Raw genomic sequence first — 23,650 nt, forward strand, 5'->3', positions numbered from 1 at the left:
ATGCTGGCCGCCAGCGCGACATCGAGCCCGGCACGAGAAGGAAATGGCGATGTCGCGGTCGTCATCGACAGGTTGAGCAAGCATTTCGGCAGTGCGCCTGCGTTACAGGATCTCAGCGCGCAGATACGCTATGGCCGACTGACCGGGCTGGTCGGGCCGGACGGCGCGGGCAAGACCACCCTGATGCGCATCCTGACAGGACTGCTGGTGCCGACCAGCGGCCACGCCACGGTGGCGGGCTTCGATGTGGCGGACGACAATGACGCCATCCATGTCGCGACAGGCTACATGCCGCAACGCTTCGGGCTCTATGAAGACCTGTCGGTCATGGAGAATATGCGCCTCTATGCGCAATTGCGCGGCATGGATGCCGATGGGCACGCCGACCTGTTTGCCCAATTGCTCGACTTCACGCGCCTTGCCCCTTTTACCGGACGCCTGGCGGGCAAGCTCTCCGGCGGCATGAAGCAGAAGCTGGGCCTCGCCTGCGCGTTGATGGCCCGGCCTGCCGTCCTGCTGCTCGACGAACCGGGCGTCGGCGTCGATCCGGTCAGCCGTCAGGACCTGTGGCGCATGGTGCAGGCGCTGACCGACGAAGGGATGGCCGTGGTCTGGTCGACTGCCTATCTCGACGAAGCCGAACGCTGCGACAATGTGCTGCTGCTCAACGAAGGGCAGCTCGCTTATGACGGACCGCCCGGAGAGCTGGCCGCGCGCCTTACAAGCCGGAGCTTTCGGCTGGAACAGGTCGGCGATCAGCGCAGGGCCGTGCTCGCCGAAGTGCTCAGCCTGGACAGTGTCGGCGACGGGGTGATCCAGGGCGCCGGCGTCCGCGTGGTGCTGCGCGCCGATGCGGGAACCGAGCAAATTAGCGCGCTCGCCGATCGGGTCGGCGCGCAACTGAAAGCGGTGCCTGCCCGCTTCGAGGATGCTTTCATTGATCTTCTGGGCGGCGGTCCGGGCGGCACATCGGCGCTTGCCGAAGGGATGCCGCCGGTCGAACTGGCTTCAGACGTTGCCGTCTCCTGCCGCGATCTGACCAAGCGTTTCGGCGATTTCACCGCCACCGACATGGTGAGCTTCGAGGTCCGCAAGGGCGAGATATTCGGTCTGCTCGGGCCGAACGGCGCCGGCAAATCGACCACCTTCAAGATGCTGTGCGGCCTGCTCAAACCCACCAGCGGCGAAGCGCAGGTGGTGGGGCTGGACCTGCGCCGGGCGACCGGTGCTGCCAAAGGCCAGCTTGGCTATATGGCGCAGAAATTCTCGCTCTATGGCCTGCTGTCCGTGCGGCAGAACCTGGAGTTCTCCGCGGGCGTCTATGGCCTGAAAGGCGCCGCGCGGCAGGCGCGGATCGACGAGATGATCGACATCTTCGGGCTGCAACCCTGGCTGTCGGCGGCGCCGGATTCGCTGCCGCTCGGGGTCAGGCAACGTCTGGCGCTGGCCTGCGCGGTGATGCACCGCCCGCCCGTGCTGTTCCTGGATGAACCGACCTCAGGCGTCGATCCCATCACACGGCGTGAATTCTGGACCCATATCAACGGCCTTGCCCGCAAGGGGGTGACGGTGATGGTCACCACCCATTTCATGGACGAGGCGGAATATTGCGACCGGGTGGCGATGCTCTATCGCGCCCGGCTGATCGCGCTCGACACGCCGGACGCCCTCAAACGCAGCGCGATCAGCGATCTCCGGCCGGACCCGACCATGGAGGACGCCTTCATTCATCTGGTCGAAGCCGAGGACCGCGCTGACGAAGCCCGCAGCGGAGTTGCCGCATGAACGGCGCGGGCGGATCGCGAACGGACTTTCAAGCCATGCGCCGCTTCGATCCGAAGCGCCTTTGCGCGCTGGTGTTAAAGGAAAGCCTGCAGGCGATACGCGATCCGTCCACGCTGCTGATCGCCTTCGCCCTTCCGGTCGTGCTGCTGCTGCTGTTTTCCTATGCGGTGTCGCTCGACGTGCGCGCGGTGCGCATCGGTGTCGTGCAGGAATCGCAGTCTGCTTCGGCGCAATCGCTGGCCGCCGCCTTCGCCGGCACCCGTTATCTGGACGTCACCTTCGCCCATGACCGGCGCGAAGTCGCCGACCAGGTCGTCTCAGGCGATTTGCGCGGATTTGTGGTGATCCCGCAGGATTTCGAGCAGCGCCTTGCCGATCGCGGTGCGCGTCCTCTGGTGCAGATCATCGCCGACGGTTCGCAGCCCAATACCGCCAACTATGTCACCAATTATGCGCAGGGCGTGGTGCAGACCTGGCGGGGCGGGCTTGAGGGCGAGACGCCACGCGCGGTCGTCACGATGGAGCCGCGCTACTGGTTCAACGCCGAACTGGAAAGCCGCCGCGCGCTGGTGCCCGGCGCCATCGCCATCGTCATGACCATCATCGGCACCATGCTGACCGCGCTGGTGGTGGCGCGCGAATGGGAGCGCGGCACGATGGAAGCGGTGCTCTCCACCCCCGCATCGGTCGCGGAGATCCTGATCGGCAAGCTCCTGCCCTATTTTGCGCTCGGCATGCTGGCCACGCTCGGTGCGACCGCGCTGGCGGTCTTCGTGTTCGGCGTGCCGCTGCGCGGATCGCTGGCGGCGCTCCTGCTGCTTTCGGCCACGTTCATGGTGCCGGCGCTGGGCCAGGGGCTGCTGATTTCGTCTGTCACCCGCAACCAGTTCCTGGCCGCGCAGATCGCCTTGTTCTCCGGCTTTCTGCCGGCCTTCATGCTGTCGGGCTTTCTCTATGAGATCGACGCGATGCCCGCGCCGATCCGGGCCATCACCTGGGCGATCCCGGCGCGTTATTTCGTGTCTTCGCTGAAAACCGTCTTTCTGGCCGGAGACATCTGGGCGGTCTTCGTGCCGAACCTGCTGGCGATGGGCGCCATCGGCGTCCTGTTTTTCCTCCTGGCCAAGCGCGCCACGCGCAAGAATCTGGAGTGACGAGCCATGACGCGGCACAATGGTTATCTCTCCTTCACCCGGCTGCGGGCGCAGTTCATCAAGGAAGTGCTGAGCATCCTGCGCGATCCGCGCAGCCGCATGGTGGTGTTCATGCCGCCGCTGCTGCAACTGCTGGTGTTCGCCTTCGCCGCGACGCTCGAAGTGCGCAACGTCGATATTGCCGTGCACAATCAGGATGCGGGCCGCTGGTCGCATGAACTGATCGCGCGGCTTGATCGGGCCGACTTCATTACGCAGGTCTATCGCGTGACCAACGGTCAGGAGCTGGGACGCCTGATCGACCAGGGCAAGGTGATCGCGGCGCTCGATATCCAGCCGGACTTTTCGCGCGCAATCGCTGCCGGAGACAGCGGCCGCGTTCAGATGCTGATCGACGGCCGGCGCAGCAATTCGGGACAGATCACCGCCAGTTATCTCTCCGCCATCGCCGCCGAAGTCGGCGCGGAGGCCAACCCCGGCACAGGTCCTGCGACGCCGGTGGCGGTGCGCAACTGGTTCAATCCCAATCTGACGTATCGCTGGTTCATCGTGCCCGGCCTCTCCGGCATCCTGGCGTTCTTCAGCGCGCTGCTCATAACCTCGCTGTCGATCGCCCGTGAGCGCGAACTGGGAACGTTCGACCAGTTGCTGGTGTCGCCAACCTCCACGCCGGAAATCATCCTGTCCAAATCCTTGCCGGCGCTGGTCATCGGTACCATGCTCGGACTTCTGATGATGGCGGCCGCCGCGGGACCGTTCCGGATTCCGTTCAACGGGTCGTTCGCGCTGCTGTTTGTCAGCCTGGTCCTGTTCATCCTGTCGGTGGTGGGCATCGGCCTGATGATTTCGGCGATCAGCGCGACCCAGCAGCAGGCCATCCTCGGCGCCTTCGCCATCGGCGTGCCATCCGTCCTCATGTCGGGCTTTGCCACGCCGGTCGAGAACATGCCCATGCTGCTGCAATGGCTGGCGCAGGCAATTCCACTCACCCATTTCCTGATCATCGTCGAAGGCAGCTTTCTGAAAGCCATGGCGCCCCACGACATAATTGCCAGCCTCTGGCCATTGGCGCTGATCGCCCTGGTGTCGCTCACCATGGCCACCATCTTCGTTCGAGGACGCCTGCAATGATACGCATCCCCCATCGGTGGCCGCACCTTGCGGCGGTGATAGTCGGCTGCACCTCGTTGACGGCCTGTGTCGTCGGCCCCGACTATCGCGCGCCACCGTCCGTTGATACCGGCAGCGGCTGGACCCGGCCGGTCGCGGCAGACTCCGCGCCAACCGGCCTTACCCGCTGGTGGAGGGCCCTGGGCAATCCCGAACTGGAGAGGCTGGTCGATACCGCACTGGCGCAAAATCTGGATATCCGTCAAGCCGCCGCGCGGATCGACGAGGCGCGCGCGCTGCGAGACCGCGCCGCTGGCCGGCAACTGCCCACGGTTTCTGCTGGCGCCAGTGTGAACCAGCGTCGGCAAAGCGAGAACGGCCCGCTGCCCGTTGGGTCCATTCCCGGCCTCGACGCGTCTCAGACGATCTACGATGCCGGCTTCGACGCGGCCTGGGAACTTGACCTGTTCGGCGCGAACCGGCGGGCGCTGGAAGGCGCCAACGCCCGCTTGCAGGCGACCGAAGCGGAGGCGCAGGGCGTGCGCATGCGGATCGCGGCCGAGGTCGCACGCGCATGGTTCGAGGCGACCGGCGCCAGAGATGAATTGCGCGCACAGCGGGCGACGGTCGCGACGCTGCACCAGACGCTGGAACTCATGCGCGGTCGCGCGGCGCTCGGCGATGTTGCCGGTGCTGACGTGGACGCAGTCCATGAACGCTGGGCCGCCGCCAACGCCCTGCTGCCGGGCATAGAGGCGCGGCAGCGCGGGGCAGTGCTCGGCCTTGGTGTCCTGCTCGGCTCACCGCCGGAACGTGAACTCAAGCTGCTCGATGCCGCCGCGTCGCCTCTCACGCTGCCGGCGCTGCCCGTGGGGGAACGGGCCGACATCTTGCGTCGCCGTCCCGATGTTCTGGCTGCCGAACGGCGCCTCGCCGCCAGCACCGCCGATATCGGCGTGGCGACCGCCGAACTGTTTCCCAAGCTCTCTATCGCAGCGGGCGGCGGATTTCAGGCGCTTAGCACGGGCGACTGGTTCGACGCCTCCAGCACCCGCTACTCGATCCTGCCGCTAATTTCCTGGCGCTTGTTCGACGGCGGCCGCGTGCGCGCGGAGATACGCGCGCGGGAGGCCGTTCAGCGGCAGGCCGCGCTGGGCTATGAACAGGCCGTCCTGGCCGCATTGGGCGACGCGGAGCGCGCCTTGAGCGACTATGACGCAGGACGCGATGCGCTCGCGCGTCGTCAAACGGCGCTCGAGGCTTCACGCCGGAGTTTCAGCCACGCCGAGGCTCGTTTTGCGACCGGCGATATCGCGCGGATTGAACTGCTTGCGGCCGAGCGCCTCCTGCACGAAGCTGAAACGGCCTGTGCCCGCGCGCATGCCACAACGGCGGTGCAACTGGTGGCGTTGTACAAGGCGATCGGTGGGGGCTGGGACTTGTCCGATACGCCGACTCCCAAACCCGTTTCAATTGGTGCCACAGTGGGAGGATAGCGATGAATGACGCTGACGGGAACAGCAAGGAACCGGCCGCGCACGACTGGGCGGGGGAAGCGGGCACACGCTGGCTTGCCCAGCTCGACCGTTTCGAGAGCATGATCGAACCGATCGGCGAAGCGCTGCTGGCGCGAGCAGCCTATGCCGCTGGGGAGAAGGTGGTCGATATCGGCTGCGGCGGCGGCTGGACGACGAGGCGGATCGCCGAAAGGACGGGCAACACAGGATTGGCGCTCGGCCTCGACATATCGCCCGAACTGGTAGCGGCCGCCAGCGAGCGGGCACGGCACGCCGGTCTTGCCAACATCCGCTTCGAACAAGGCGACGCCGCAACGGCCATGCCTGAAGAAGCGCCGTTCGACCGGCTCCACTCCCGCTTCGGCACGATGTTCTTTCCCGATCCCTATGCCGCATTCGCCAATCTGCGCCGAATGCTACGTGCCAGTGGACGGCTCGACATCGCGGTGTGGGCGCCGATCGCCGACAATCCGTGGCAGCGCAATGTCATGGCCGCAATCCGTCGGCATATCGACCTGCCCACGCCGCAGCCGCGCGAGCCTGGTCCGTTCGCGCTGGGCGAGCAGGACTATGTGACCGATCTTCTGCAAAGCGCCGGCTTCTGTGACATATCGTTCGCCGCCTGGACGGGCGAGCAGCGCGTCGGCGGACCCGGCAGCGATCCCGAAAGCGCCTCCCGCTTCGTGCTCGACGGCATGCAGGTCGGCGATCTCGTCCGGGCGAGCGGGAACGACACGCGCGTGGCCGTTCACCGCAGCCTCGTCCAACTGTTCGAGCGCAATTGCGATGATGAAGGTGTTCGCATGGGCGCGAAAGCCTGGCTGGTGAGCGCCCGCGCGTGACCTGGCGTCAACCGCCATCCTCATCGTGAACCATCCACAGGCTATGCGAATCGATCTCCAGCTTGAGCAGGGCGCGGGCCGCTTCCGATCGCGCCATGATCTCGGACCGGCGCGCTTCACCCGCCTGACGGCGGGCATAGAGCAGGTCGGCGAGGTCGATCTGGCCGAGCTGGTAGCCACGTTCGGTTCGGGCCAGCGCACTAGCGGCGCTTTGCGCTGACAGATCCGTGTTTTTCCACGCCTCCAGCCGCAATGTGGCGCTGGACAGATCGGCATCCGCGATGGCCCTCACGGTCCGCTGGACGGACATATGCTCAAGCTGCGCGGCATTGCCTTCCGCGGAAGCCCGGTCCGCCGCCGCGCGCCTGTGGCCGCCGCCCAGTGGCATCGACATGACCACCCCCGCGCCCTGCTCCATGCCGCTCCGCTCACTGAACAGCCGGACGCCGAAGGACGGATCGGCAATCCGGTCCGCGCGAACACGCCGTGCGACAACCGCCAGCCGCTGCGCCTCGCGCTCGGCGGCGCGGATTTCATGGCTGCGTTCGATCACCAGATCCCGCATCGCCGCAAGTTTCTGGGCCGGCACCATCGCGACGGAGGTTTCCGGCGGCTCGGTGGGTAGCGGTATTTCTGGAAAATTCGCGGCCAGCGTCACGCGCGCCTGTTCGCGCGCAGCGAGCGAACTCGCCACCTGCGCCTGGGCCTGGGCCAGCGCCGCCATGGCCTGATCGACATCGAGCGCCGCCGCATCGCGCAGCGCCACGCGCCGGCGCAGCGCGGACAGCTCCTTTTCCAGCCAGCGCACTGTATCGAGGTCGTTGCGATAGAGCGCGCCGGCGACCAGCCAGTCGTTCCAATAGCCCGACAGCAGCAAAGCCGTCTGATGCCGGGCATCCTCCATCCGGTTTTCCGCGACCTCTATGCCCAAGGCGCCGGCCTCACGGTCAAGCGCCGCCTTGCCCGGTAGACGGAACGGTCGGGCGATCGTGGCGTCGAACTCGTCATAACCGCCTTCCCTGTCCACGCTACGGCGAACATAGCTGCCGGTAACGGCAATCTCATGGATCCCCTTCGCCAGCATGTCGCGGTCGGCGCGGGCGGCGTCCACTCGCGCCCGCGCGGCCGCCACAGCCGGATGATTGTCCAGCGCTTCGGCAACCTTTTCGCTCGGCGGCAAATCGGCGCGCTGGGCAAGAGCGCCAGCGGGCGTGAGCAATGCGACAAGCACCCCCAGGAAAAGCGGCGATCTCATGCGATCCTCCCCCGGGCTGAAACCGGGACGGCATGCCAGCGCACCGGCAGCGACCGCTTCGATTGCGTGACCGCGTCAACCAGCGTCCCAAGGGCGTCCTCATCGACAATCAGTTCCAGCGCGCTGCGGCGTAACAGGCCCGACACCCGTTCCGCCGTGCTGGCATCGCCAAAGTCCCAGCCGCGCACCGCCTGCTCCGCGATATGAATCGGTGCGTCGCAGGCGGCGCGGAGGGCGTCGGTCACGCTATCGGCGTCATGCGAGGCGCAATGGACGGTCAGCAGGATGTCAGCCATTGTCGGTTTCTCCCGCGCTTTCACCGAAACGCTCGAACAGGATCGGCAGCAGAATGAGCGTCAGCAGGGTGGAGGTGATGAGGCCGCCGATCACGACGATGGCGAGGGGCTGCTGAATCTCCGATCCTGGGCCGGTCGCGAATAGCAGCGGCACAAGGCCGAAGGCCGTGATGCTGGCGGTCATCAAAACGGGGCGCAGGCGGCGCTCGGCGCCGAGGCGCACCGTCTCGGCCATGCTCCGCCCATCGTCGCGGAGCTGGCGGAAATAGGTGACCATGACCAGCCCGTTGAGCACCGCGATACCGAGCAGCGCGATAAATCCCACCGACGCCGGAACCGACAGATATTCTCCCGAAGCCCAGAGCGAGACGATCCCGCCGACCATGGCGAAGGGGATATTGACAAGGATGAGCACCGAGGCGCGCATCGAGCGCAGCGTCGCCAGCAGAACGAAGAAGATCAGCAGCAGCGCGATCGGGATCACGACCGCCAGCCGGGCCGAGGCGCGCTGCTGGTTCTCGAACTGCCCGCCCCAGACGATGCTGTAGCCGGCGGGCAGTTTGACCTTCGCGCCGACCTCGGCGCGCGCTTCGTCGACATAGCCGACCAGATCGCGCCCGGAAACGAACGCCTGCACCAGCGCGAAGCGCGACCCGTTCTCATGGTCGAGCTTGACCGGCCCTGCTGTCCGCTCGATCCGCGCCATGTCGCTGACCCGCGCGACTATGCCGGTCGGCGTATGCAATTGCAGATCGGCAAAACGGGCGGGATCGGCGCGCAGCGCCTCGTCGCCGCGAATGACGATCGGCACGCGCTTCTGGCCATCGGCGACGATGCCGACATGGGCACCTTCGACCTGCGCGCGCAGCGCATCCTGTATGCGGTCGACCGGCATGCCGAAGCGCCCGGCGGCGGCGCGGTCGATGTCGAGCTGGAGATAATCGACGCGATCATTGGCGACGGTCAGCACTTCGGAGGCGCCATCGACGTTCGATAATATCTGCTGCACCTGATCCGCCAGTTCGCCCAGCGTCGCCAGATCCGGCCCGAAGATCTTGACGGCAAGATCGCCGCGCGCGCCGGTCAGCATTTCGGAAACGCGCATCTCGATCGGCTGAGTGAAGCTCGGCTCGATGCCGGGCAGGCCCGCCATCGCCTTGCGCATGTCCTCGACGATGAGATCCTTGTCGCCGCGCCATTCGGAGCGCGGCTTCAGACGAACGAAGCTGTCGGTTTCATTGGGGCTCATCGGATCGAGGCCGATTTCGTCCGATCCGACGCGCGCAATCACGTCCTGCACTTCCGGCACGCGCATCAATGCGCGTTGCGCGGCCATGTCGCCCTTGATCGACTGGTCGAGATCGATGGAGGGCAGCTTGGTGAGCTGGACGATGATCGACCCTTCATCCATCGTCGGCATGAAGGTCTTGCCGACCGCGCCATAGGCGATGCCGGCGATGACGAGCCCCGCCGCCGACAGCCCGTAGACCAGCCGCTTGCGTGCGAAGGCGCCGTCGAGAAGCCCCCGGTAGCGAGGGCCGAGCTGGCGCATCAGCCACGGCTCGCCATGATGGCCGCTTTTAAGGCCAAAGGATGCAAGCACGGGGACCAGAGTGAGCGCGAGCAGCAGCGAACCGGCGAGCGCGAAGACGATGGTGAGCGCAACCGGCGCGAACAATTTGCCTTCAAGCCCCTGCAATGACAGCAGCGGCAGGAAGACCAGCGCAATGATCGCGATCCCGGCCGAGACCGGCACGATGACTTCGCTTGCCGCCTGATAGACGAGGTTGAGGCGCGGGGTTCCCTCCTCATGCGCCCGGCCGAGCCGTTCGACGATATTTTCCACCACCACGATCGACCCGTCGACCAGCAGGCCGATGGCGATAGCCAGGCCCCCAAGGCTCATGAGATTGGCGGACAGGCCCATGCCCTGCATGAAAAGGAAAGTGATGAGCGCCGCCATCGGGAGGGTAGCAGCGACAATCGCCGCCGCCCGCCAGTCACCCAGGAACAGGATGAGCAGCACGACGACAAGCACGGCGGCTTCGAGCAGGGCTTTCTCGACCGTGCCGACGGCGCGCGCGATCAGGTCGGACCGATCGTAGAAAACATCGACATGGGTGCCGGCGGGCAATGTGCTTTCGATTTCCGCGAGGCGGGCGCGGACACCATCGACCACCTGCCGCGCATCGGCACCGCGCAAGGCGATCACCAGTCCTTGAACAGCCTCCGCCTGGCCATTCTTGCTGACCGCGCCATAACGTGTGAGGCTGCCGATGCCGACCGTCGCCAGCTCGCCCAGCCGAACGATGCGGTCACCGCGGCTCACAATGACCAGTTGCTGGATATCCTCGACCGACCGGATCGCCCCCACCGCACGCACGATCAGGGCTTCCTCCCCGCTTTTCAGGCGCCCGGCGCCATCGTTGCGATTGCCGCTTTCGATCGCCGCCTGGATATCGGCGATGGAGAGCCCTGCCGCCGCAAGCGCAACGGGATCGGGCCTGACCTCGAAGGTCCGCACAAAGCCGCCCAGCGCGTTCACGTCAGCGACGCCGGGAACGGTGCGCAGCGCCGGACGGATGGTCCAGTCGAGCAGTTCGCGCTTCTCCTGCAGCGAGAGCGGCCCCTCGATCGTGAACATGTAGATGTCCGAAAGCGGTGTGGAGATCGGCGCAAGGCCGCCGCTGACCGACGCGGGCAGATCGGGCATCACGTTCGACAGCCGCTCCGCCACCTGCTGGCGCGCCCAATAGATGTCGGTGCCGTCGACAAAATCGATGGTGATGTCGGCGATGGCGTATTTGGCGGTGGAGCGCAGGATCGCCTGATCGGGAATGCCGAGCATTTCCATCTCGATCGGTGTGATGACGCGGCTTTCCACCTCCTCGGGCGTCATGCCCGGAGCCTTGAGGATGATCTTCACCTGCGTCTGGGCGATGTTCGGATAGGCATCGACGGGAAGCGTCATGAAGGCCCAGGTGCCCAGCCCGGCAACGGCCAGCGCCAGCGCGATGACGAGCAGGCGCCAGGAGAGGGAGGCGGCGACCAGCGAACGCAACATGGCCCGGACCTATCGCGACAAAGCGAGCGCCTTGAGCGCGCTCGTGCCGGAAATGACCACCTGCTCACCCGGCCTGACGCCCGAAAGCAGCACGGTCTGTCCCCCAACGGAACCGCCCTTCTTCACGTCGCGGATCGCGTATCCGTCACCAGTCGAAATGAAGACGATAGTCTTGTCCCCGATCATGGCTATCGCCTCGCCGGGCACGCTGACGGCGCCGGCCGGAGCCGGCCCGGACAGCGACAGGCTGGTCGCGCGCCCCGCGATGATGCCCGGCCCGGCGGGAATCTCGGCCTTGAGCATGGCGGAACGGGTGGCGGGGTCTATCGTCGAGCCAACGGCGGTGACGCGCCCGGCGATGTCGGGTTCGATCAATATGCTCATGCCCGGCCGGACCGTACCGACGAGCCGTTCAGGCAACTGGCCGACAACCTCATAGCGGTTGGCGGCGTCGATCACATAAGGCGCGGTGGTTCCGTCCACGGGATTGCCCGTCTGGATGCTGGCGGTCGTGACGCGCCCGGCGATCGGCGCGGTCAGCGTATAGGTGCCGCCCCTCCCCTCGCCATTGACCATTTTGAGGATGCGCGCCTTTTCGGCGACATCGGCGCCTGCTTCGGCCGCCAGTGCATGGGCTTCATCGGCGCGCGCGCCGGCGATGATGCCTTCGCGGGCAAGCTGCGAGAGCCGGGCAGCGTTCGACCGCGCGACCCCTGCCCGCGCATTGGCCCGCGTCAGGTCGGCCCCCATCGTCAGCACGTCGCGGCTGGAAATAACCGCGAGCGGCTGGCCCTGCCGGACGGTATCGCCTTCAACCACCAGCGTCCGCATGACCACGCCGGGAAAGGTCGCGGCCACGGCCACGCGCGCATTGGCGGGCGGCTGGATCACCGCCGGAATGACGGCGATGGGGGCTTCGCTCGCGGTGACGGCGGGCGCCAGGCGGATACCAAGCTGCGCGGCCTGCGTGCGGTCAACGGGCAGAACGCCCGGTGCCGCTTTCCCGGCTTCGGGGGATGAAGGGGCGGGTTCAGGCGCCGTGCCGGACCCGGCAAGCCACCAGACACCCAGCGCCAGCGCGATGACGGCAAGGCCGGCAACGATATAGTTCCGCTTCGACATGGGCTTCGCCTAATGTGCGAAACTGACGAAACCCTGACGGGGCCATCCGTCGCGCCGAACTGATCGACCTTGCCACCATTGGTGTTTCCTTAAGATGGCGCGGCTTGGCGCGATCGTCGATGCCCGCATGGTCGAAGACTGCGCGGTGTCGGCCCTGCGGCGGCTCTTGACGCTGGTCGGCGGATTGATCCTTGCTCGGTCGACAGAGGGCTGACGAGGTTCACCTGACCATTCAAAGCTGCCGATTTTGTAGGGATATTTCAGAATTTCGCGACATTGACTTATAATTAGGCGGCATATTATATGCTGCCATATGCCGTTACTGGAACAGAAGCACCTTGCCTTGCTCGATGAAATGCAACGCCGTGGACAACCGGACACGGAGAATATGCGGCTCTGTTTCGAGGTCCTGGCGCTGGCCTCGGCCATCGACCGGGCTTGCGCTGCACGCCTTGCGCCGCATCGCCTCTCGGAAGGGAAATTCGTTCTGCTGTTCCTGCTGCGCGATCTGCCGGAAGGACTTGCACCGCATGAGCTGGCCGAACGGGCCGGGGTCACGCGCGCCACGATTACCGGCCTTCTCGATGGATTGGAGCGGGACGGCTTCCTTGCCCGACATCGTGACAAGGAAGATCGCCGCAAGGTGTCGGTGCGTCTGACGACCAAGGGACAGGCCGTGGCGTTCGATCTGTTCAATGAGCATAGCCAATGGATTGGCTCGCTATTCGCGGGCTTCGACCAGCGCCAGCGCGAAGCTCTTAGCAGCCTGCTGCTGCGGGTCTGGCGTAATGTGGAGATTCCGGCGAAGGACAGCACGGCCGTTGCTGCTGGCGATCCCCGGTGAGTGCTGGCCGGTCGGGAAAACGTGTCGCGGATATTGAGCCAGCCCGGCTCGTCCTGCTCAACGCTGGCGCTGTCGAGGCCACCACGCTGACCGAGTGCCTGGCCGTGGACTTCGCCGCCCTTATGCGCGCCGTTCTCCCCGAAATCGGGGAAGATGCTATAGCGACGATGCAGCAAGCGGCGGGCGAGGGCATTTCGCGGCGCATGGCGTTGGCTGCACGCCTGATCCATGAATGGCACGGCCTCGCCACCGTGGACGAGTTGCGCAACCATGTATCCGATACGGCGCGCGGTTGGGCCTGTTTCATGATCGGTGCGACCGACAGCATGCCTCTTGCCGCCCGGCTCGACGCAATCCGGCCTTTTGCCGACGATCATCATTTCGGGGTGCGGGAATGGTCATGGATGGCCGTTCGGCCGCATATCGCCGCCGATCTCGACAGTGCCATTGCGCTGCTCGCCACTTGGACAGCCGAACCGTCCGAACGCCTGCGGCGCTTCGCCAGCGAAGCAACCCGGCCGCGCGGCGTGTGGTGCGCCCATCTCGGAACGCTGCGGCAACAGCCGGAAAGGGCGTTGCCGATCCTCGAACCACTCCGGGCCGATCCCGCCCCTTATGTGCAGGACTCCGTTGGCAACTGGCTGAACGACGCCAGCAAGGACCGGCCCGATTGGGTGCGGTCGCTCTGCGGCCGATGGTCGGACGAAAACGCCACGCCTGCAACCACCCGAATCTGCAAGCGTGCCCTGCGCACCATCGACCGCAAGAGCTGACATACGAAAGGACCGCTCACATGGCGCACTATCTGGCCGAACTCTATTCCCCGAAACCCGCTTGGCTGACGCTCGACCAGAACGGCCGCCGCCAGTTTTTCGAGGCCATCGGCTCCGGCATGGCCGCGCTGTCGGCCCTTGGCGTGGAAGCAATCGCCTTGGGTGAAACAGATGCGGCGACCCTCCATGCTCCATCGCAAAAATTCTTCGCAATCTGGCGCGCGCCCGACGCGGCGGCAATAGCCGCCCTTGCGTCAGGCATCGCTGCTTCCGGGTGGCATGACTATTTCGAAACGATCAACGCGGTTGGCCCCGGCGTCGATCTGAACAGCCATCTTGCGCAACTCGCAGCGATATAGCCGTTCGCGAAAGTCCCGAAACACGCCAGGCGCGGATGTGCGCGCATCGAACTGCGAGGGACCGGACAGGAAAGCGGTTGGGTCGATGGTGCGACTTCGCGCTAAATGTACCCTGACGGCGATGGGGAGAGGCATATATATATATATGTCGTTGAAACGCATCTCTTTATAGGCAGGGAGCGCGTGCGAGATCAGGCACCTGGGAAATGCAGGGACAATTCCCGCGCGGCGGGATCGGTGGTCAGCCGTCCGCCGTGCGCCGCCATGATCCGGTCGACGATCGCCAGGCCAAGCCCGGCGCCGTTGGTGCTGGCATGGTCCGCCCGGCTGTGCCGCCGCACGAGTTCGCAAAGCCGATCGGGTGAGAGGCCCTCTCCGCCATCGCCCACCGCGATCACCGGATCCGGGCCAACTCGTATGGTCACCGTGCCTCCCGATGGCGTCACCCGGACAGCATTCTCGATGAGGTTCCGCAAGGCGGCGGCGATCGCTTCGCGCCGGCCCCGCGCCACTGGATGCGCGCTGCCTGCATCGAGCATGATGGCTTTCCCTTCCGCGATGATGCCCGGGGCCAGGAAGCTGACGACATCGCGCGCGATCTCGACAAGGGACACGGATTCCAGCGGAAATTGCGCGGCGGCGGCGGCATCGACCTGGGCGAGCAGCATGAGCTGGTCGACCAGGCGGCGCATCGCGGCAACGTCATGCTTGAGGCGCGCGGCGTCGTCATGATCGAGCCGGTCGAATTCGAGCGACAGCACCGCGAGGGGCGTGCGCAGTTCATGCGCGACATCGGCGGCAAAGGCTTCCTGGCGCATGGCGGCATCGTCAAGCCGGCCGAGCAGATCATTGACGGCATCCGTGAACGGCAGGGCTTCGGCCGGCAGATGGGACGTGTCTATGCGAAAGCCGCGTTCGTGCCCACGCGCGGCCTCGATCGCGGTTGCGGCTTCCTCAAGGGAGCCAAAAGCCTGTCGGATCACGCGCCGCACGACGAAGGCGACGGGCACCATCAGCACGACCAGTGGAAGCGCGACATGCTCCAGCATCTCGCGCACGGCCTTGATCAGCGCGTCCTGCGCCGTCAGATCGTCGAATGTCAGGCTGTAGAAAAAGACGACCGCTGCAAGCAACAAGATGGTGCCGACAAGGCCGACGAGAGCAAGCCCTCGCGCAAGTTTGCGCGACACGGAGCGCCGATAGGTCACGCCGCGACATCCTTCAGCATATAGCCGACGCCGCGGATGGTGTGGAGCGCGCCAGTGGCGCCGGCCTCGTCCAGCTTCCGGCGCAAGCGGGAGACCGCCGCTTCCACGGCATTGGGCGTCACCGGCTCGTTGAAATTGTAGAGCGCGTCCTCGATCGTCTCGCGGCGGACGACGGTTCCCGCCCGCCGCAGCAGCAGTTCCAAGAGGTCGGCCTCCCTGCGGGACAGATCGATGGCGCGGTCCCCGCAGTGCGCCGTGCGCGCCGCCGTGTCGAACCGCAGGCAGCCCGCTTCCAGCACAGGTTGCACGCGCGGGCCGGGGCGGCGGAGCAACGCGCGAATGCGCGCAGCCAGTTCATCGATCTCGACGGGCTTGACGACATAATCGTCGGCGCCGGCGTCAAGCCCCGTGACCCGGTCCTCCAGCGCGCCGCGCGCGGTCTGGATGATCGCGGGCGGCATTTGCCGATACTGGCGGCGGTTCGCCAGCCAGGCGACGCCATCGCCGTCCGGCAGGCCGAGATCGAGCACGATCGCATCATAGACCGCCCCGCCCAGTGCGCTGTCGGCATCGGAGAGGGAAGTGGCGATGTCGCACGAAAAGCCCCGGCGCTGAAGGCCGTCCGCAACCAGCTTCGCCAGCCGGTCATTATCCTCTATGACAAGAACGCGCATCTATGCCGGCTTTCCTAGCACGATCCCTGCTCAACTCCCGCCCTGCGATCTGACCAGCCCCGCGCGGGGATCGAAAGAGGCCGTCTCAATCCCGGTCATTATCCTCGTCTTGAACAGCTGTTCCACCTTCGATTTCATGCCCTTCCTTTGTCTCACCGTGCGACTGCGCACTGAACGCCGCGGAATCGTAGCGCAGGATGCCAAACACCGTCATCCCGACCACCAGGACGGCCAGCAGCACCGCGACGACGGCCGGCCGATGGGCATCGTGGGCGCCAGGGTGCAGAGCGATGCTCTTGCGACCGGTGACCATGGCGCGCGCGAGATTTTCGCGGGTGAAGACGGACATCAGGACCACTGCTGCGACATGAACGCCGATGAGCGCGAGCAGGCCATAGGCAATCGCCTCGTGAAGATCCTCGTCGGCCTGCCCCGCGTCGACCTGGATGCCGGTCCACAGCACCGCGCCGGTTGCAATGAGCATGGCCAGAACAGCGAGCGCGCCCAGCGGATTATGCCCGATCGTGCGTTGTGGATGACCCGTCACAAGTTCCCGGACGTGGGACAGAAGGCGTGACGGTCGCACGAAATTGGCAAAGCGCGCATGCTCGCCGCCGATAAACCCCCAGGCAAGACGAAAGACGAGCAGGACAGCGGCGGTCCAGCCTGCCGCCATGTGCCAGTCCGCGATGGGGCTGTCTCCTTCCGAGGACAGAAAGGCAATCGTGATGGCTGCGACCAGCAGCCAGTGGAAAAGCCTGAGCGGCACATCCCAGACCCTGAAACTATCACTGTAGCTCGTTTTTGCCATGAGCATCATTTGTCTCCTTGACCTTTGCCATAAGAGCGATTGCTGACGGCGCGCTGACGAACGCGGGGCAGCGATCACGTCAGACAGCCGCTCCGAACAGGCCGCCCACGCCTGCCGTCAGCGCCATCGCCAGGGCGCCCCAGAACGTGACGCGGACGATCGACCGCATGACAGGGGCCCCGCCCGCCTTCGCGCCAAGCGCCCCGAGCAGCACGAGGCACAGAAGCGAAACGGCGACGACGAGCGGTATCAATTGCTGTCCCGGCGCGGCGGCAACCACCGCCAGCGGCATGATCGCCCCGGCGCTGAACGTCGCGGCGGATGTGAATGCCGCCTGCAACGGCCGCGCCGTGGATATGTCGGAAATTCCCAGCTCATCGCGGGCATGCGCCCCAAGCGCATCGTCCGCCATGAGCTGGTCGGCAACCTTGAACGCAAGATCGGGGTCCAGGCCGCGCGCCATATAGATGTCCGCCAGTTCCTGCCGCTCGAGCCCGGGCTGCGTGGTCAGTTCCGCCGTTTCGCGGGCGAGGTCCGCCTTCTCGGTATCGGCCTGCGAGCTGACCGAGACATATTCGCCAGCCGCCATCGACATGGCGCCGGCGACAAGCGCCGCGATGCCGGCAACGAGGATGCCTGATCGGTCCGTTCCCGAAGCGGCGACGCCGACGATGAGGCTTCCTGTGGAAACGATACCGTCATTGGCGCCAAGGACCGCCGCGCGGAGCCAGCCGATACGCGATACTGCATGTCGTTCGGGGTGAGCGTGCAAGCGGGTCATGGGTCCTCCAGCCAAGGGTCGGCACAAGACCATGACCGCATTTGCTGACCAGCCCCTGACGCAATGTGATTTCCGGCGCTAATTGAAATGGAAAGGCAGGACGCAATCGAGCGTTCCCACGCCGAGACTTTCAGGCGGGCGCGGAAAGGGCGCCGCCAGGCGAACCGTGCGAAGGGCGAGCCGGTCAAGCTGCGCATTGCCGCTGGATTGCGCGAGCGAGATCTCGCGCAAGGCGCCGTCAGCACCGATGGAAAAATTAATCAGCGCCTCACCCTCAAGATGGAGACCCGCCGGGCGTCTCGCGGCAATCCATTCCCACAACCGCCGAAGATAGGCCGCACGCGCAGTGCTGAGCGTTGATGACGCAGCCTGCGGCGAAGCAGGTTGGGGATGCGGCATGTCGACGTTCATGCGGGCAGGCAAGGGCGACGGTGCGACAGGTAGCGTCAAGGCAGCCTGATCGGAGGCAGACCGGTCGGGCGACGCCTGCGGCCCTTGCCGCGCGCGTGTCGCTGGCGTTGTACTGGGGGGCGTCAACTGATTTGCCGGCCTGGGGGCGGCTTTCGGCCGGCGGGCAGACGGCTGTTCGGTTTCGAGCGAAGGCAGCGTCATGATCGTGACTGTGCGGGGCTCCTCCCGCCTTTCGGGGATTAGGCGCGGACTGTGGCTCCACAGGCCATAGGCCGCAAGAACACCCGCATGCAGGGCAAGCGACACGAGGAACCCGAAAGCCCTCGTATCGCTCGCCTGGGCCAGCCGGTATGCTGGACTGGCGGCCATGCCTCAGAATTTCGCAGTCAGGCCGATGTTGAAGGAGCGGCCACGACCAGGCACCGGCCGCAAGTCGCCAGTCGCCTTGTAATCGCCGAGCGACATGCCGCCCAGCGGCAGATCATAGCCCTTGTCGAACAGGTTCTGGACATCCAGGCCCAGCCGGTAATTGCCCCAGGCATAGCCGGTCCGAAGATTGACGAGCGCATAGTCGTCCGTTCGGGGTTCGTTGCGCGTGGCGTCGACCCGGTTCTTGTCCGCCACGACCGCCAGTTCGACCGCGCTCTCCCAGCCCCCGAGCCGATGCTCCAGCGCAAACGTCGCGTTGAACGGCATCTGATGATAGAGCGACCCGCCGTCGTCCAGATTGCGCCCGCGCAACCAGCTTGCCGTTGCGGTCAGTTTCGCCGTGCCGGCCGATGACGACTGCCACAGCGCAAGCGAACCCGAGACATCGACGCCATATAGCTCGGCTTCGCGATTGGCGAACCGAAGCTGCACGAACCCCGTCGGCATGCCCATCATATTGGTGAAATCGGCCAGTTTCACGACATCGATATAATCATGGACGCGTGTGTAATAGGGTGCGATCCTGAGCGTCCAGCCATTGGCGCCGGCGCCTTTCAGACTGACCGCGGCACTTATCGTATCAGTCCTTTCGGGCTTCAGGGCGGGATCGCCGACATAGCCGTTGCCATCGCCGAACCAGCCGATCATCCGGCTCGACATCGAACCGCGTCCCCAGCTGTAGCGCTCATAGACGCCCGGTGAACGGCTCTTGCGCGCATAGCCCAGTTCGAGCGTCGCCTGATCGCTCGGCGCATAGCGGACAAGGGCCGTGGCGCTCCAGTTGCTGTCATGCCGTTTGCGATCCGCGGCGTTGAACGCGGTGGCCGCCATCGCGTCGGCCATATTCATCATCGAGGTGGAATAGGGCTGGACCTCGCCGGTGTTCATCCAGACCTGATCGTTGCGCACGCCGACCAGCGTGGTGAGCTGCGGCGTCCACTTCGCCTCCCATTCGGCAAAGGTGCCAAGCCGGTCGCGCTTCGCGCCGTTCACATTGATGTAAGTGTTGGGCCCCATCATCATGTGGCCCGCGACCGCCGGCCAGTAATCATTGAGCCATTGGTGGTGGAATTCGCTCCCGAGACGCAGCGTGTCGCGATTGGACAGCATAATGTCGCCCTTGAGCGTATAGCCGGCGCTATGAACCTCGGTGTTCATGGGCATACCGCCGGTCGCGGTGCCGCCCTTGTCCGCCAGGAAGTTCATCCGATGGTCGGTGTCGCGATAGAAGGCGCGCAGGTCCAGATCGCCCCAGTCGAAGGCGCCCTTCCAGTGACCGTTCAGATACCAGCTCTTGTTGGATGTCATGTCCATATACTGGTTGGGAAAGCCCTCGTACGGCGAGAAGTGATAGCCGCCCCTCAGTTCGAACAGGCCGATATCGGTTTGCGCGGCCAGGCTCAGCGCATGGTCCGTCTTCTTGTATTCAGTCGAACGGACGGTGCCGTCACGGCCGCCGCCCTTGTAATTGTCGGACTGGGTGAAGGAACCGGCATAGCTGAGGCTGAGCCGGTCGCTTGCCGCCGTGATCGAAAGTGCGCCGCCGAAGCCGTCGCCGTTACTGCGGTAGAAAGTGGACAGTTCGCCCGTCAGCAACCGTTCGCCCGCCTTGGCGAAGCGCGGTGTCAGGGTTTCGACGGAAATCGCGCCGCCGATGCTGTCACCGCCCATGCTGACCGGCGTCACGCCCGTGATGACGCTGATCGCATCAATCGTCTGCGGATCGGTGTAGGACAAAGGCGGGTTCATCGCATTGGTGCAGGCGATGTCGATCGGCACGCCGTCGACCAATATGGTCAGCCGCTGGCTTTCGAGGCCCCGGATCACCGGCAGGCTGGAAAAGCCACCGGCGCCGAAGCTGCTGACCCCCGGCAGGCGGCCGATCAGCGCTGCCGTATCGCTTGTTCCCGATTGCAGGGGGGCGACCTTGTCACGCAAAAGGACCTCGGACGACACGGGACCGGCAGGGCGATCCTCGGAATCGATCTCGATGGACGGAAGAACCTGCGTATCCTGCGCAAAGGCGCTCGCGGCCGACAGGCCATAGAATATTGCAGCCGCGCTCGCGGCTTTGGAAATGACAGACATGGATGAATCCTGATCCAGGCGCGCGGCGGTCCGCACGCCGTTGAAAACGAACGGCGAAAGGGATCAGGCGGCTGTTGGCGGTCCTATTGGCGGAGGCCGCAGAAATGGCGAGGCAGCGGGCAGGGCGAAAGATAGGCCAAGAAAGCCCATCGCCAGGATGAAGGCAATGGCGAGCGCCAGCAGGATCGGATCGGCGGCGGCGAGCGCCGGCGACGACAGACCCGAGAAAGCGCAAGGCTTGTCGGCCTGCTTGTGATCCGCGGGATCATGATCGCCGGACCTGCCCGGAAGCTCCATCATGACCGTTTGCGGACCCTGGCCCGAGCAGAGCTGGACCAATATCGCACCCGAAGAGACGGTCGGCATGAACCCGGCCGGCACCAGCACCTTCAGCATGAGCGCGGCCCCGGCCAGCCAGATGGCCAGCCAGCGATGCCGGGCAAAGAAGGAGCGGATCATGGTCACGGGAGCGGTCTTTAGAAATCGGTCCTGCTGATGTCGAGGTGACAAGTCGTATTTTTTCGCATACATCGCCTTGACTTAGCGCATCGCGAACAGTTCCTGATGGAAACGTTTCGCTACCGGAAAGCCCAGCGCGGCAAAGTCCCGGCGCAGCGTTTCACCAAAGCCAAGGGGGCCGCAAAACCAGAGGCTCGCCTCCCTCCATTCCGGCACGGCGGCGCGTATTCGCTCGCCATCGAGGCGGCCATCGCGTGCATCGACCAGAACATGCAGGCGAATATGGGCCGCCGCCGCATCCGCTTGCAGCTTGCCCAGAGCCTCGTCATCCGCTTCGGCCGTGCAGTGGAAGAGATCAATCTCCGGGTGCGATCCACTGGCACTCTGGGCCAGATACTTCATACGGGCGATAAACGGCGTGATGCCGATCCCGCCACCGATCCAGATCTGACGGGCGCAATCATCATCGAATGTGAAGCATCCATAGGGGCCCTCGATCCTGACCTCCTGGCCGACGCGCAGTTTTTCGGGCAGGCGCCGCGTATGATCCCCCAAGCCCTTGGTAATGAAGGTGATCCGCCGCTCATCCTCGCGCCAGGCGGACGCGATGGTATAGGGATGCGGCCCTTCGGCCGGGTCCGACACGGCAAAGGCGAACTGGCCGGGTCGGTGGCCGGGCCACCCCTCCCCCATGTCGACGATGGTCTCGAGCGCCTGCACGCCCGGATAATGGTGGATGGCGGCAATCCTGCCGAATACCTGCCGATCCCGGCCTGCGCGGCGCGACAGAATGAGGATCGCCGCCCCGGTGCCGCAGGCAAGCAGCGCCGCCAGCGTGAGACCGAACGGAGACAGCCAGTAACCGAACGTCGTCAGGATCACGGCATGAAAGACCAGCACGAGATAGGCCAGCGCCAGAAGCCGATGCGTTCGATAGAAGAAGCGGTAGGGAATGCGCTGGATGAGCGCGACGGCGATCAGCGCAACCACGGCATAAAAGGCCCACTCGCCCAGACCCTCCGCCGTGTGGCGGAGACTGGCGAACAGGGCCTCGACAGGATTGCTTGCGGGCGGTTGCGGGCCACGCGACGGTCGTTCGAGCCAGCCCCACCCCACGGCCCATTTCGGACCCTTCGCCCACAGCCAGTGCGCGATGGCCGTTACCAATGCCGCGATGCCGAGCCATTTGTGGAGACGATACATCTTGTCCAGTCCGCCCAGCCCATGTTCGGGCCAGCGGGGGCGGATGGCGAGCATCATCGCGACGCTCATGCAGACGATCGCCAGCGCGCCGCTATACTGCACCGCCGCGTTGCGGATCGCGAAAAAACCGGATGACCGGAATATGGACAGGTCCGCGAGAAGCCACAACATGGTGACCAAGGCGGCCAGGCCCCAGAATGTCAGTCGCAGGTTGCGCATTTCGATCCTTGTCCGGCCCTTGCGTCAATTGTTCCCTTCGCCCTGTAGCGATCGGGCCAGCTGTGGGATTGATTTCGGACAAGAAGGCATAACCCCTTGCTCGGCGCATGCGAACATCGCCGACAAGTCTGACGAAAGCCTGACGAGCATTACCCAAATTCGATAGTGTCAGGCCTCGCAGCGTGATATATTTCACGAAATGGGTGCACCATCGGCAGCATAAGTCCGGCTCCGGTCGTATTCGTGGTCGCCCGCCTCATCGACAAGATAGCCGGACACTTCTTCGGCGTAGTCCGCTTCAAGCTCTCCTGTAGCACTCGGAATCAGACGAACACCGAAACCGTTGGCAAAGAGAAGGCGATCTGCCTCCTTCATTGCTGCAAGCTGGTCATGTGCGGTCACGCCCAGTTTGACGCGCACGGTGGCATAGACGTGAACGAAATGGGTTGGCGCAGACATGCTGATCTCCCTTTGAGGCATTGGAATGATCGCGGGTGACAGGCCCAGATGCCTTGGCGCACAGCCGACATCGTCAGCCCCGATCGAGGCCGAAGTCATCAGCGGGGTTCGATGACGTCCCGCAATATAGTGCTGAGGGCATCATTGATCGCGTAAAGCACACCGCTATGGGCAGTGTCGCCCATGCCGTCGAGATAGAGATCCGGGATTAGATTGTTGACTGCATGCGTCGCATCATCAACGAGTTGATCGAATTCGTCCTCGGTCATGGGGCTATTCCTGACCAGGAGATGCGGACAGGCTCTCAACCTGTATCCGGAAGGTGGCGCCATCATTGAGCGTCAACCCGATCTCGACACCGTCTTCATTTTCACAGCTGGAGAGGGTTTCCACGTCAGCACGGGTTCCATGCACGGCCGAGACGATATGATGGTGGTGATCCCCTGACGGCCGCCCTCCCACGTCGCATGCCTGCATGTGGGTCTCGAGCAACTCGCACAGCACTGCGGCGACTGTGCATGCTTTCGTCATGGACGATCCGTCAGTCATCTGCGTGCTCCATCCTGTCGTCAAAGAAGGTTCCGTCGTTGCCGAGCGCGGTGAGTTCAGCCTGCAGGGCATGGGGTGGGACATTGTCGGCGGATGTGATGGCGAAGGCGCCAACCATGTCACCGAAGTCCATTTCCTCGCCGATACGGGCGAGGCTCATGGTCGAGAGGCGATCCTCATCGCTGTCATGCATCAACAGCGTGACGCCAATAGTCACCTTTCGGATTTTCATCATCGT

Annotated in this window: 24 protein-coding genes; 8 read left to right on the forward strand and 16 right to left on the reverse strand. The window is 65.0% G+C overall.

The features are described from left to right. From NP825_RS22105 to NP825_RS22125, 5 genes are read left to right on the forward strand one after another with little or no spacing between them, the layout of a single operon-like run. Positions 1 to 1,785, forward strand: a complete 1,785-nt coding sequence (locus NP825_RS22105) for an ATP-binding cassette domain-containing protein (RefSeq protein WP_257551816.1) — start codon at positions 1 to 3, stop codon at positions 1,783 to 1,785. After that, the gene (locus NP825_RS22110; protein ID WP_257551817.1) at positions 1,782 to 2,939 is read left to right on the forward strand and encodes an ABC transporter permease; all 1,158 of its coding nucleotides are present in this window, start codon (positions 1,782 to 1,784) and stop codon (positions 2,937 to 2,939) included. The genes NP825_RS22105 and NP825_RS22110 overlap by 4 nt, the downstream gene beginning before the upstream one ends. A gap of 6 nt (positions 2,940 to 2,945) precedes the next feature. Further along, the gene (locus NP825_RS22115) at positions 2,946 to 4,070 is read left to right on the forward strand and encodes an ABC transporter permease (protein WP_257551818.1); all 1,125 of its coding nucleotides are present in this window, start codon (positions 2,946 to 2,948) and stop codon (positions 4,068 to 4,070) included. Continuing rightward, the gene (locus NP825_RS22120; protein ID WP_374046586.1) at positions 4,070 to 5,545 is read left to right on the forward strand and encodes an efflux transporter outer membrane subunit; all 1,476 of its coding nucleotides are present in this window, start codon (positions 4,070 to 4,072) and stop codon (positions 5,543 to 5,545) included. Before NP825_RS22115 ends, NP825_RS22120 begins: the two co-directional genes overlap by 1 nt. A 2-nt stretch (positions 5,546 to 5,547) precedes the next feature. Then, positions 5,548 to 6,408: a class I SAM-dependent methyltransferase gene (locus tag NP825_RS22125; protein WP_257551820.1), complete on the forward strand. Its 861-nt coding sequence runs from the start codon at positions 5,548 to 5,550 to the stop codon at positions 6,406 to 6,408. A gap of 7 nt (positions 6,409 to 6,415) precedes the next feature. On the opposite strand, the gene NP825_RS22130 is transcribed toward NP825_RS22125, so the two are convergent. The 4 genes from NP825_RS22130 to NP825_RS22145 are packed head-to-tail and all read right to left on the reverse strand — an operon-like array spanning position 6,416 to position 12,145. After that, positions 6,416 to 7,663: a TolC family protein gene (locus NP825_RS22130; RefSeq protein WP_257551821.1), complete on the reverse strand. Its 1,248-nt coding sequence runs from the start codon at positions 7,661 to 7,663 to the stop codon at positions 6,416 to 6,418. Further along, positions 7,660 to 7,959, reverse strand: coding sequence for a DUF3240 family protein (locus tag NP825_RS22135; protein ID WP_257551822.1), 300 nt, complete (start codon positions 7,957 to 7,959; stop codon positions 7,660 to 7,662). The genes NP825_RS22130 and NP825_RS22135 overlap by 4 nt, the downstream gene beginning before the upstream one ends. Next, positions 7,952 to 11,023: an efflux RND transporter permease subunit gene (locus tag NP825_RS22140; RefSeq protein ID WP_257551823.1), complete on the reverse strand. Its 3,072-nt coding sequence runs from the start codon at positions 11,021 to 11,023 to the stop codon at positions 7,952 to 7,954. Before NP825_RS22140 ends, NP825_RS22135 begins: the two co-directional genes overlap by 8 nt. A gap of 9 nt (positions 11,024 to 11,032) precedes the next feature. Then, a complete protein-coding gene (locus tag NP825_RS22145; RefSeq protein ID WP_257551824.1) occupies positions 11,033 to 12,145 on the reverse strand; it encodes an efflux RND transporter periplasmic adaptor subunit in 1,113 nt (370 codons plus the stop codon). A 313-nt stretch (positions 12,146 to 12,458) separates the two neighbouring features. Between NP825_RS22145 and NP825_RS22150 the strand changes: the two genes are divergently transcribed. From NP825_RS22150 to NP825_RS22160, 3 genes are read left to right on the forward strand one after another with little or no spacing between them, the layout of a single operon-like run. Continuing rightward, positions 12,459 to 12,989 carry a MarR family winged helix-turn-helix transcriptional regulator gene (locus NP825_RS22150; RefSeq protein ID WP_257551825.1) on the forward strand — a complete coding sequence of 177 codons (531 nt, stop codon included), beginning with the start codon at positions 12,459 to 12,461 and terminating at the stop codon, positions 12,987 to 12,989. Next, complete coding sequence (locus tag NP825_RS22155) at positions 12,986 to 13,762, forward strand: DNA alkylation repair protein (RefSeq protein WP_257551826.1); 777 nt, start codon at positions 12,986 to 12,988, stop codon at positions 13,760 to 13,762. Before NP825_RS22150 ends, NP825_RS22155 begins: the two co-directional genes overlap by 4 nt. A 20-nt stretch (positions 13,763 to 13,782) precedes the next feature. Then, entirely contained in the window at positions 13,783 to 14,121 is a 339-nt protein-coding gene (locus NP825_RS22160) for a DUF6616 family protein (protein WP_257551827.1), read from the forward strand. 191 nt (positions 14,122 to 14,312) lie between these two features. Here the strand turns inward: NP825_RS22160 and NP825_RS22165 are convergent, their stop codons facing one another. The 12 genes from NP825_RS22165 to NP825_RS22220 form a co-directional block, all read right to left on the reverse strand. Then, entirely contained in the window at positions 14,313 to 15,329 is a 1,017-nt protein-coding gene (locus NP825_RS22165; protein WP_257551828.1) for a HAMP domain-containing sensor histidine kinase, read from the reverse strand. Next, positions 15,326 to 16,003, reverse strand: coding sequence for a response regulator transcription factor (locus NP825_RS22170; RefSeq protein WP_257551829.1), 678 nt, complete (start codon positions 16,001 to 16,003; stop codon positions 15,326 to 15,328). Before NP825_RS22170 ends, NP825_RS22165 begins: the two co-directional genes overlap by 4 nt. An 85-nt stretch (positions 16,004 to 16,088) precedes the next feature. Next, positions 16,089 to 16,820 (reverse strand): cytochrome b/b6 domain-containing protein, encoded by a 732-nt coding sequence (locus NP825_RS22175; protein WP_257551830.1) that lies wholly within the window; start codon positions 16,818 to 16,820, stop codon positions 16,089 to 16,091. A gap of 73 nt (positions 16,821 to 16,893) precedes the next feature. Then, positions 16,894 to 17,595, reverse strand: a complete 702-nt coding sequence (locus tag NP825_RS22180; RefSeq protein ID WP_257551831.1) for a VIT family protein — start codon at positions 17,593 to 17,595, stop codon at positions 16,894 to 16,896. A 78-nt stretch (positions 17,596 to 17,673) separates the two neighbouring features. Then, positions 17,674 to 18,006, reverse strand: a complete 333-nt coding sequence (locus NP825_RS22185) for an energy transducer TonB (protein WP_021223103.1) — start codon at positions 18,004 to 18,006, stop codon at positions 17,674 to 17,676. Positions 18,007 to 18,378: 372 nt separating this feature from the next. After that, the gene (locus NP825_RS22190) at positions 18,379 to 20,523 is read right to left on the reverse strand and encodes a TonB-dependent receptor (protein ID WP_257551832.1); all 2,145 of its coding nucleotides are present in this window, start codon (positions 20,521 to 20,523) and stop codon (positions 18,379 to 18,381) included. Positions 20,524 to 20,586: 63 nt separating this feature from the next. Next, positions 20,587 to 21,054: a hypothetical protein gene (locus tag NP825_RS22195; protein ID WP_257551833.1), complete on the reverse strand. Its 468-nt coding sequence runs from the start codon at positions 21,052 to 21,054 to the stop codon at positions 20,587 to 20,589. Between the two features lie 9 nt (positions 21,055 to 21,063). Further along, on the reverse strand, positions 21,064 to 22,404 hold the full coding sequence (locus NP825_RS22200) for a ferric reductase-like transmembrane domain-containing protein (RefSeq protein WP_257551834.1): 1,341 nt from the start codon (positions 22,402 to 22,404) through the stop codon (positions 21,064 to 21,066). A 192-nt stretch (positions 22,405 to 22,596) separates the two neighbouring features. Further along, complete coding sequence (locus NP825_RS22205) at positions 22,597 to 22,863, reverse strand: hypothetical protein (RefSeq protein WP_257551835.1); 267 nt, start codon at positions 22,861 to 22,863, stop codon at positions 22,597 to 22,599. Between the two features lie 98 nt (positions 22,864 to 22,961). Next, a complete protein-coding gene (locus NP825_RS22210) occupies positions 22,962 to 23,132 on the reverse strand; it encodes a hypothetical protein (protein ID WP_020819421.1) in 171 nt (56 codons plus the stop codon). A 4-nt stretch (positions 23,133 to 23,136) separates the two neighbouring features. Continuing rightward, positions 23,137 to 23,412, reverse strand: coding sequence for a hypothetical protein (locus NP825_RS22215; protein WP_257551836.1), 276 nt, complete (start codon positions 23,410 to 23,412; stop codon positions 23,137 to 23,139). Continuing rightward, positions 23,405 to 23,647 carry a hypothetical protein gene (locus NP825_RS22220; RefSeq protein ID WP_257551837.1) on the reverse strand — a complete coding sequence of 81 codons (243 nt, stop codon included), beginning with the start codon at positions 23,645 to 23,647 and terminating at the stop codon, positions 23,405 to 23,407. Before NP825_RS22220 ends, NP825_RS22215 begins: the two co-directional genes overlap by 8 nt. Between the last annotated feature and the right edge of the window lie 3 nt (positions 23,648 to 23,650).

It is taken from the genome of Sphingopyxis sp. DBS4, assembly GCF_024628865.1.
Classification (GTDB): Bacteria; Pseudomonadota; Alphaproteobacteria; order Sphingomonadales; family Sphingomonadaceae; genus Sphingopyxis.

What these genes read in the sequence shown, in the direction of transcription:
- NP825_RS22105 (WP_257551816.1), top strand. Translation starts at nt 1, where the DNA reads ATGCTGGCCGCCAGCGCGACATCGAGCCCGGCACGAGAAGGAAATGGC.
- NP825_RS22110 (WP_257551817.1), top strand. Translation starts at nt 1,782, where the DNA reads ATGAACGGCGCGGGCGGATCGCGAACGGACTTTCAAGCCATGCGCCGC.
- NP825_RS22115 (WP_257551818.1), top strand. Translation starts at nt 2,946, where the DNA reads ATGACGCGGCACAATGGTTATCTCTCCTTCACCCGGCTGCGGGCGCAG.
- NP825_RS22125 (WP_257551820.1), top strand. Translation starts at nt 5,548, where the DNA reads ATGAATGACGCTGACGGGAACAGCAAGGAACCGGCCGCGCACGACTGG.
- NP825_RS22130 (WP_257551821.1), bottom strand. Translation starts at nt 7,663, where the DNA reads ATGAGATCGCCGCTTTTCCTGGGGGTGCTTGTCGCATTGCTCACGCCC.
- NP825_RS22135 (WP_257551822.1), bottom strand. Translation starts at nt 7,959, where the DNA reads ATGGCTGACATCCTGCTGACCGTCCATTGCGCCTCGCATGACGCCGAT.
- NP825_RS22140 (WP_257551823.1), bottom strand. Translation starts at nt 11,023, where the DNA reads ATGTTGCGTTCGCTGGTCGCCGCCTCCCTCTCCTGGCGCCTGCTCGTC.
- NP825_RS22145 (WP_257551824.1), bottom strand. Translation starts at nt 12,145, where the DNA reads ATGTCGAAGCGGAACTATATCGTTGCCGGCCTTGCCGTCATCGCGCTG.
- NP825_RS22150 (WP_257551825.1), top strand. Translation starts at nt 12,459, where the DNA reads ATGCCGTTACTGGAACAGAAGCACCTTGCCTTGCTCGATGAAATGCAA.
- NP825_RS22160 (WP_257551827.1), top strand. Translation starts at nt 13,783, where the DNA reads ATGGCGCACTATCTGGCCGAACTCTATTCCCCGAAACCCGCTTGGCTG.
- NP825_RS22170 (WP_257551829.1), bottom strand. Translation starts at nt 16,003, where the DNA reads ATGCGCGTTCTTGTCATAGAGGATAATGACCGGCTGGCGAAGCTGGTT.
- NP825_RS22175 (WP_257551830.1), bottom strand. Translation starts at nt 16,820, where the DNA reads ATGCTCATGGCAAAAACGAGCTACAGTGATAGTTTCAGGGTCTGGGAT.
- NP825_RS22180 (WP_257551831.1), bottom strand. Translation starts at nt 17,595, where the DNA reads ATGACCCGCTTGCACGCTCACCCCGAACGACATGCAGTATCGCGTATC.
- NP825_RS22185 (WP_021223103.1), bottom strand. Translation starts at nt 18,006, where the DNA reads ATGAACGTCGACATGCCGCATCCCCAACCTGCTTCGCCGCAGGCTGCG.
- NP825_RS22190 (WP_257551832.1), bottom strand. Translation starts at nt 20,523, where the DNA reads ATGTCTGTCATTTCCAAAGCCGCGAGCGCGGCTGCAATATTCTATGGC.
- NP825_RS22195 (WP_257551833.1), bottom strand. Translation starts at nt 21,054, where the DNA reads ATGTATGCGAAAAAATACGACTTGTCACCTCGACATCAGCAGGACCGA.
- NP825_RS22200 (WP_257551834.1), bottom strand. Translation starts at nt 22,404, where the DNA reads ATGCGCAACCTGCGACTGACATTCTGGGGCCTGGCCGCCTTGGTCACC.
- NP825_RS22205 (WP_257551835.1), bottom strand. Translation starts at nt 22,863, where the DNA reads ATGTCTGCGCCAACCCATTTCGTTCACGTCTATGCCACCGTGCGCGTC.
- NP825_RS22210 (WP_020819421.1), bottom strand. Translation starts at nt 23,132, where the DNA reads ATGACCGAGGACGAATTCGATCAACTCGTTGATGATGCGACGCATGCA.
- NP825_RS22215 (WP_257551836.1), bottom strand. Translation starts at nt 23,412, where the DNA reads ATGACTGACGGATCGTCCATGACGAAAGCATGCACAGTCGCCGCAGTG.
- NP825_RS22220 (WP_257551837.1), bottom strand. Translation starts at nt 23,647, where the DNA reads ATGATGAAAATCCGAAAGGTGACTATTGGCGTCACGCTGTTGATGCAT.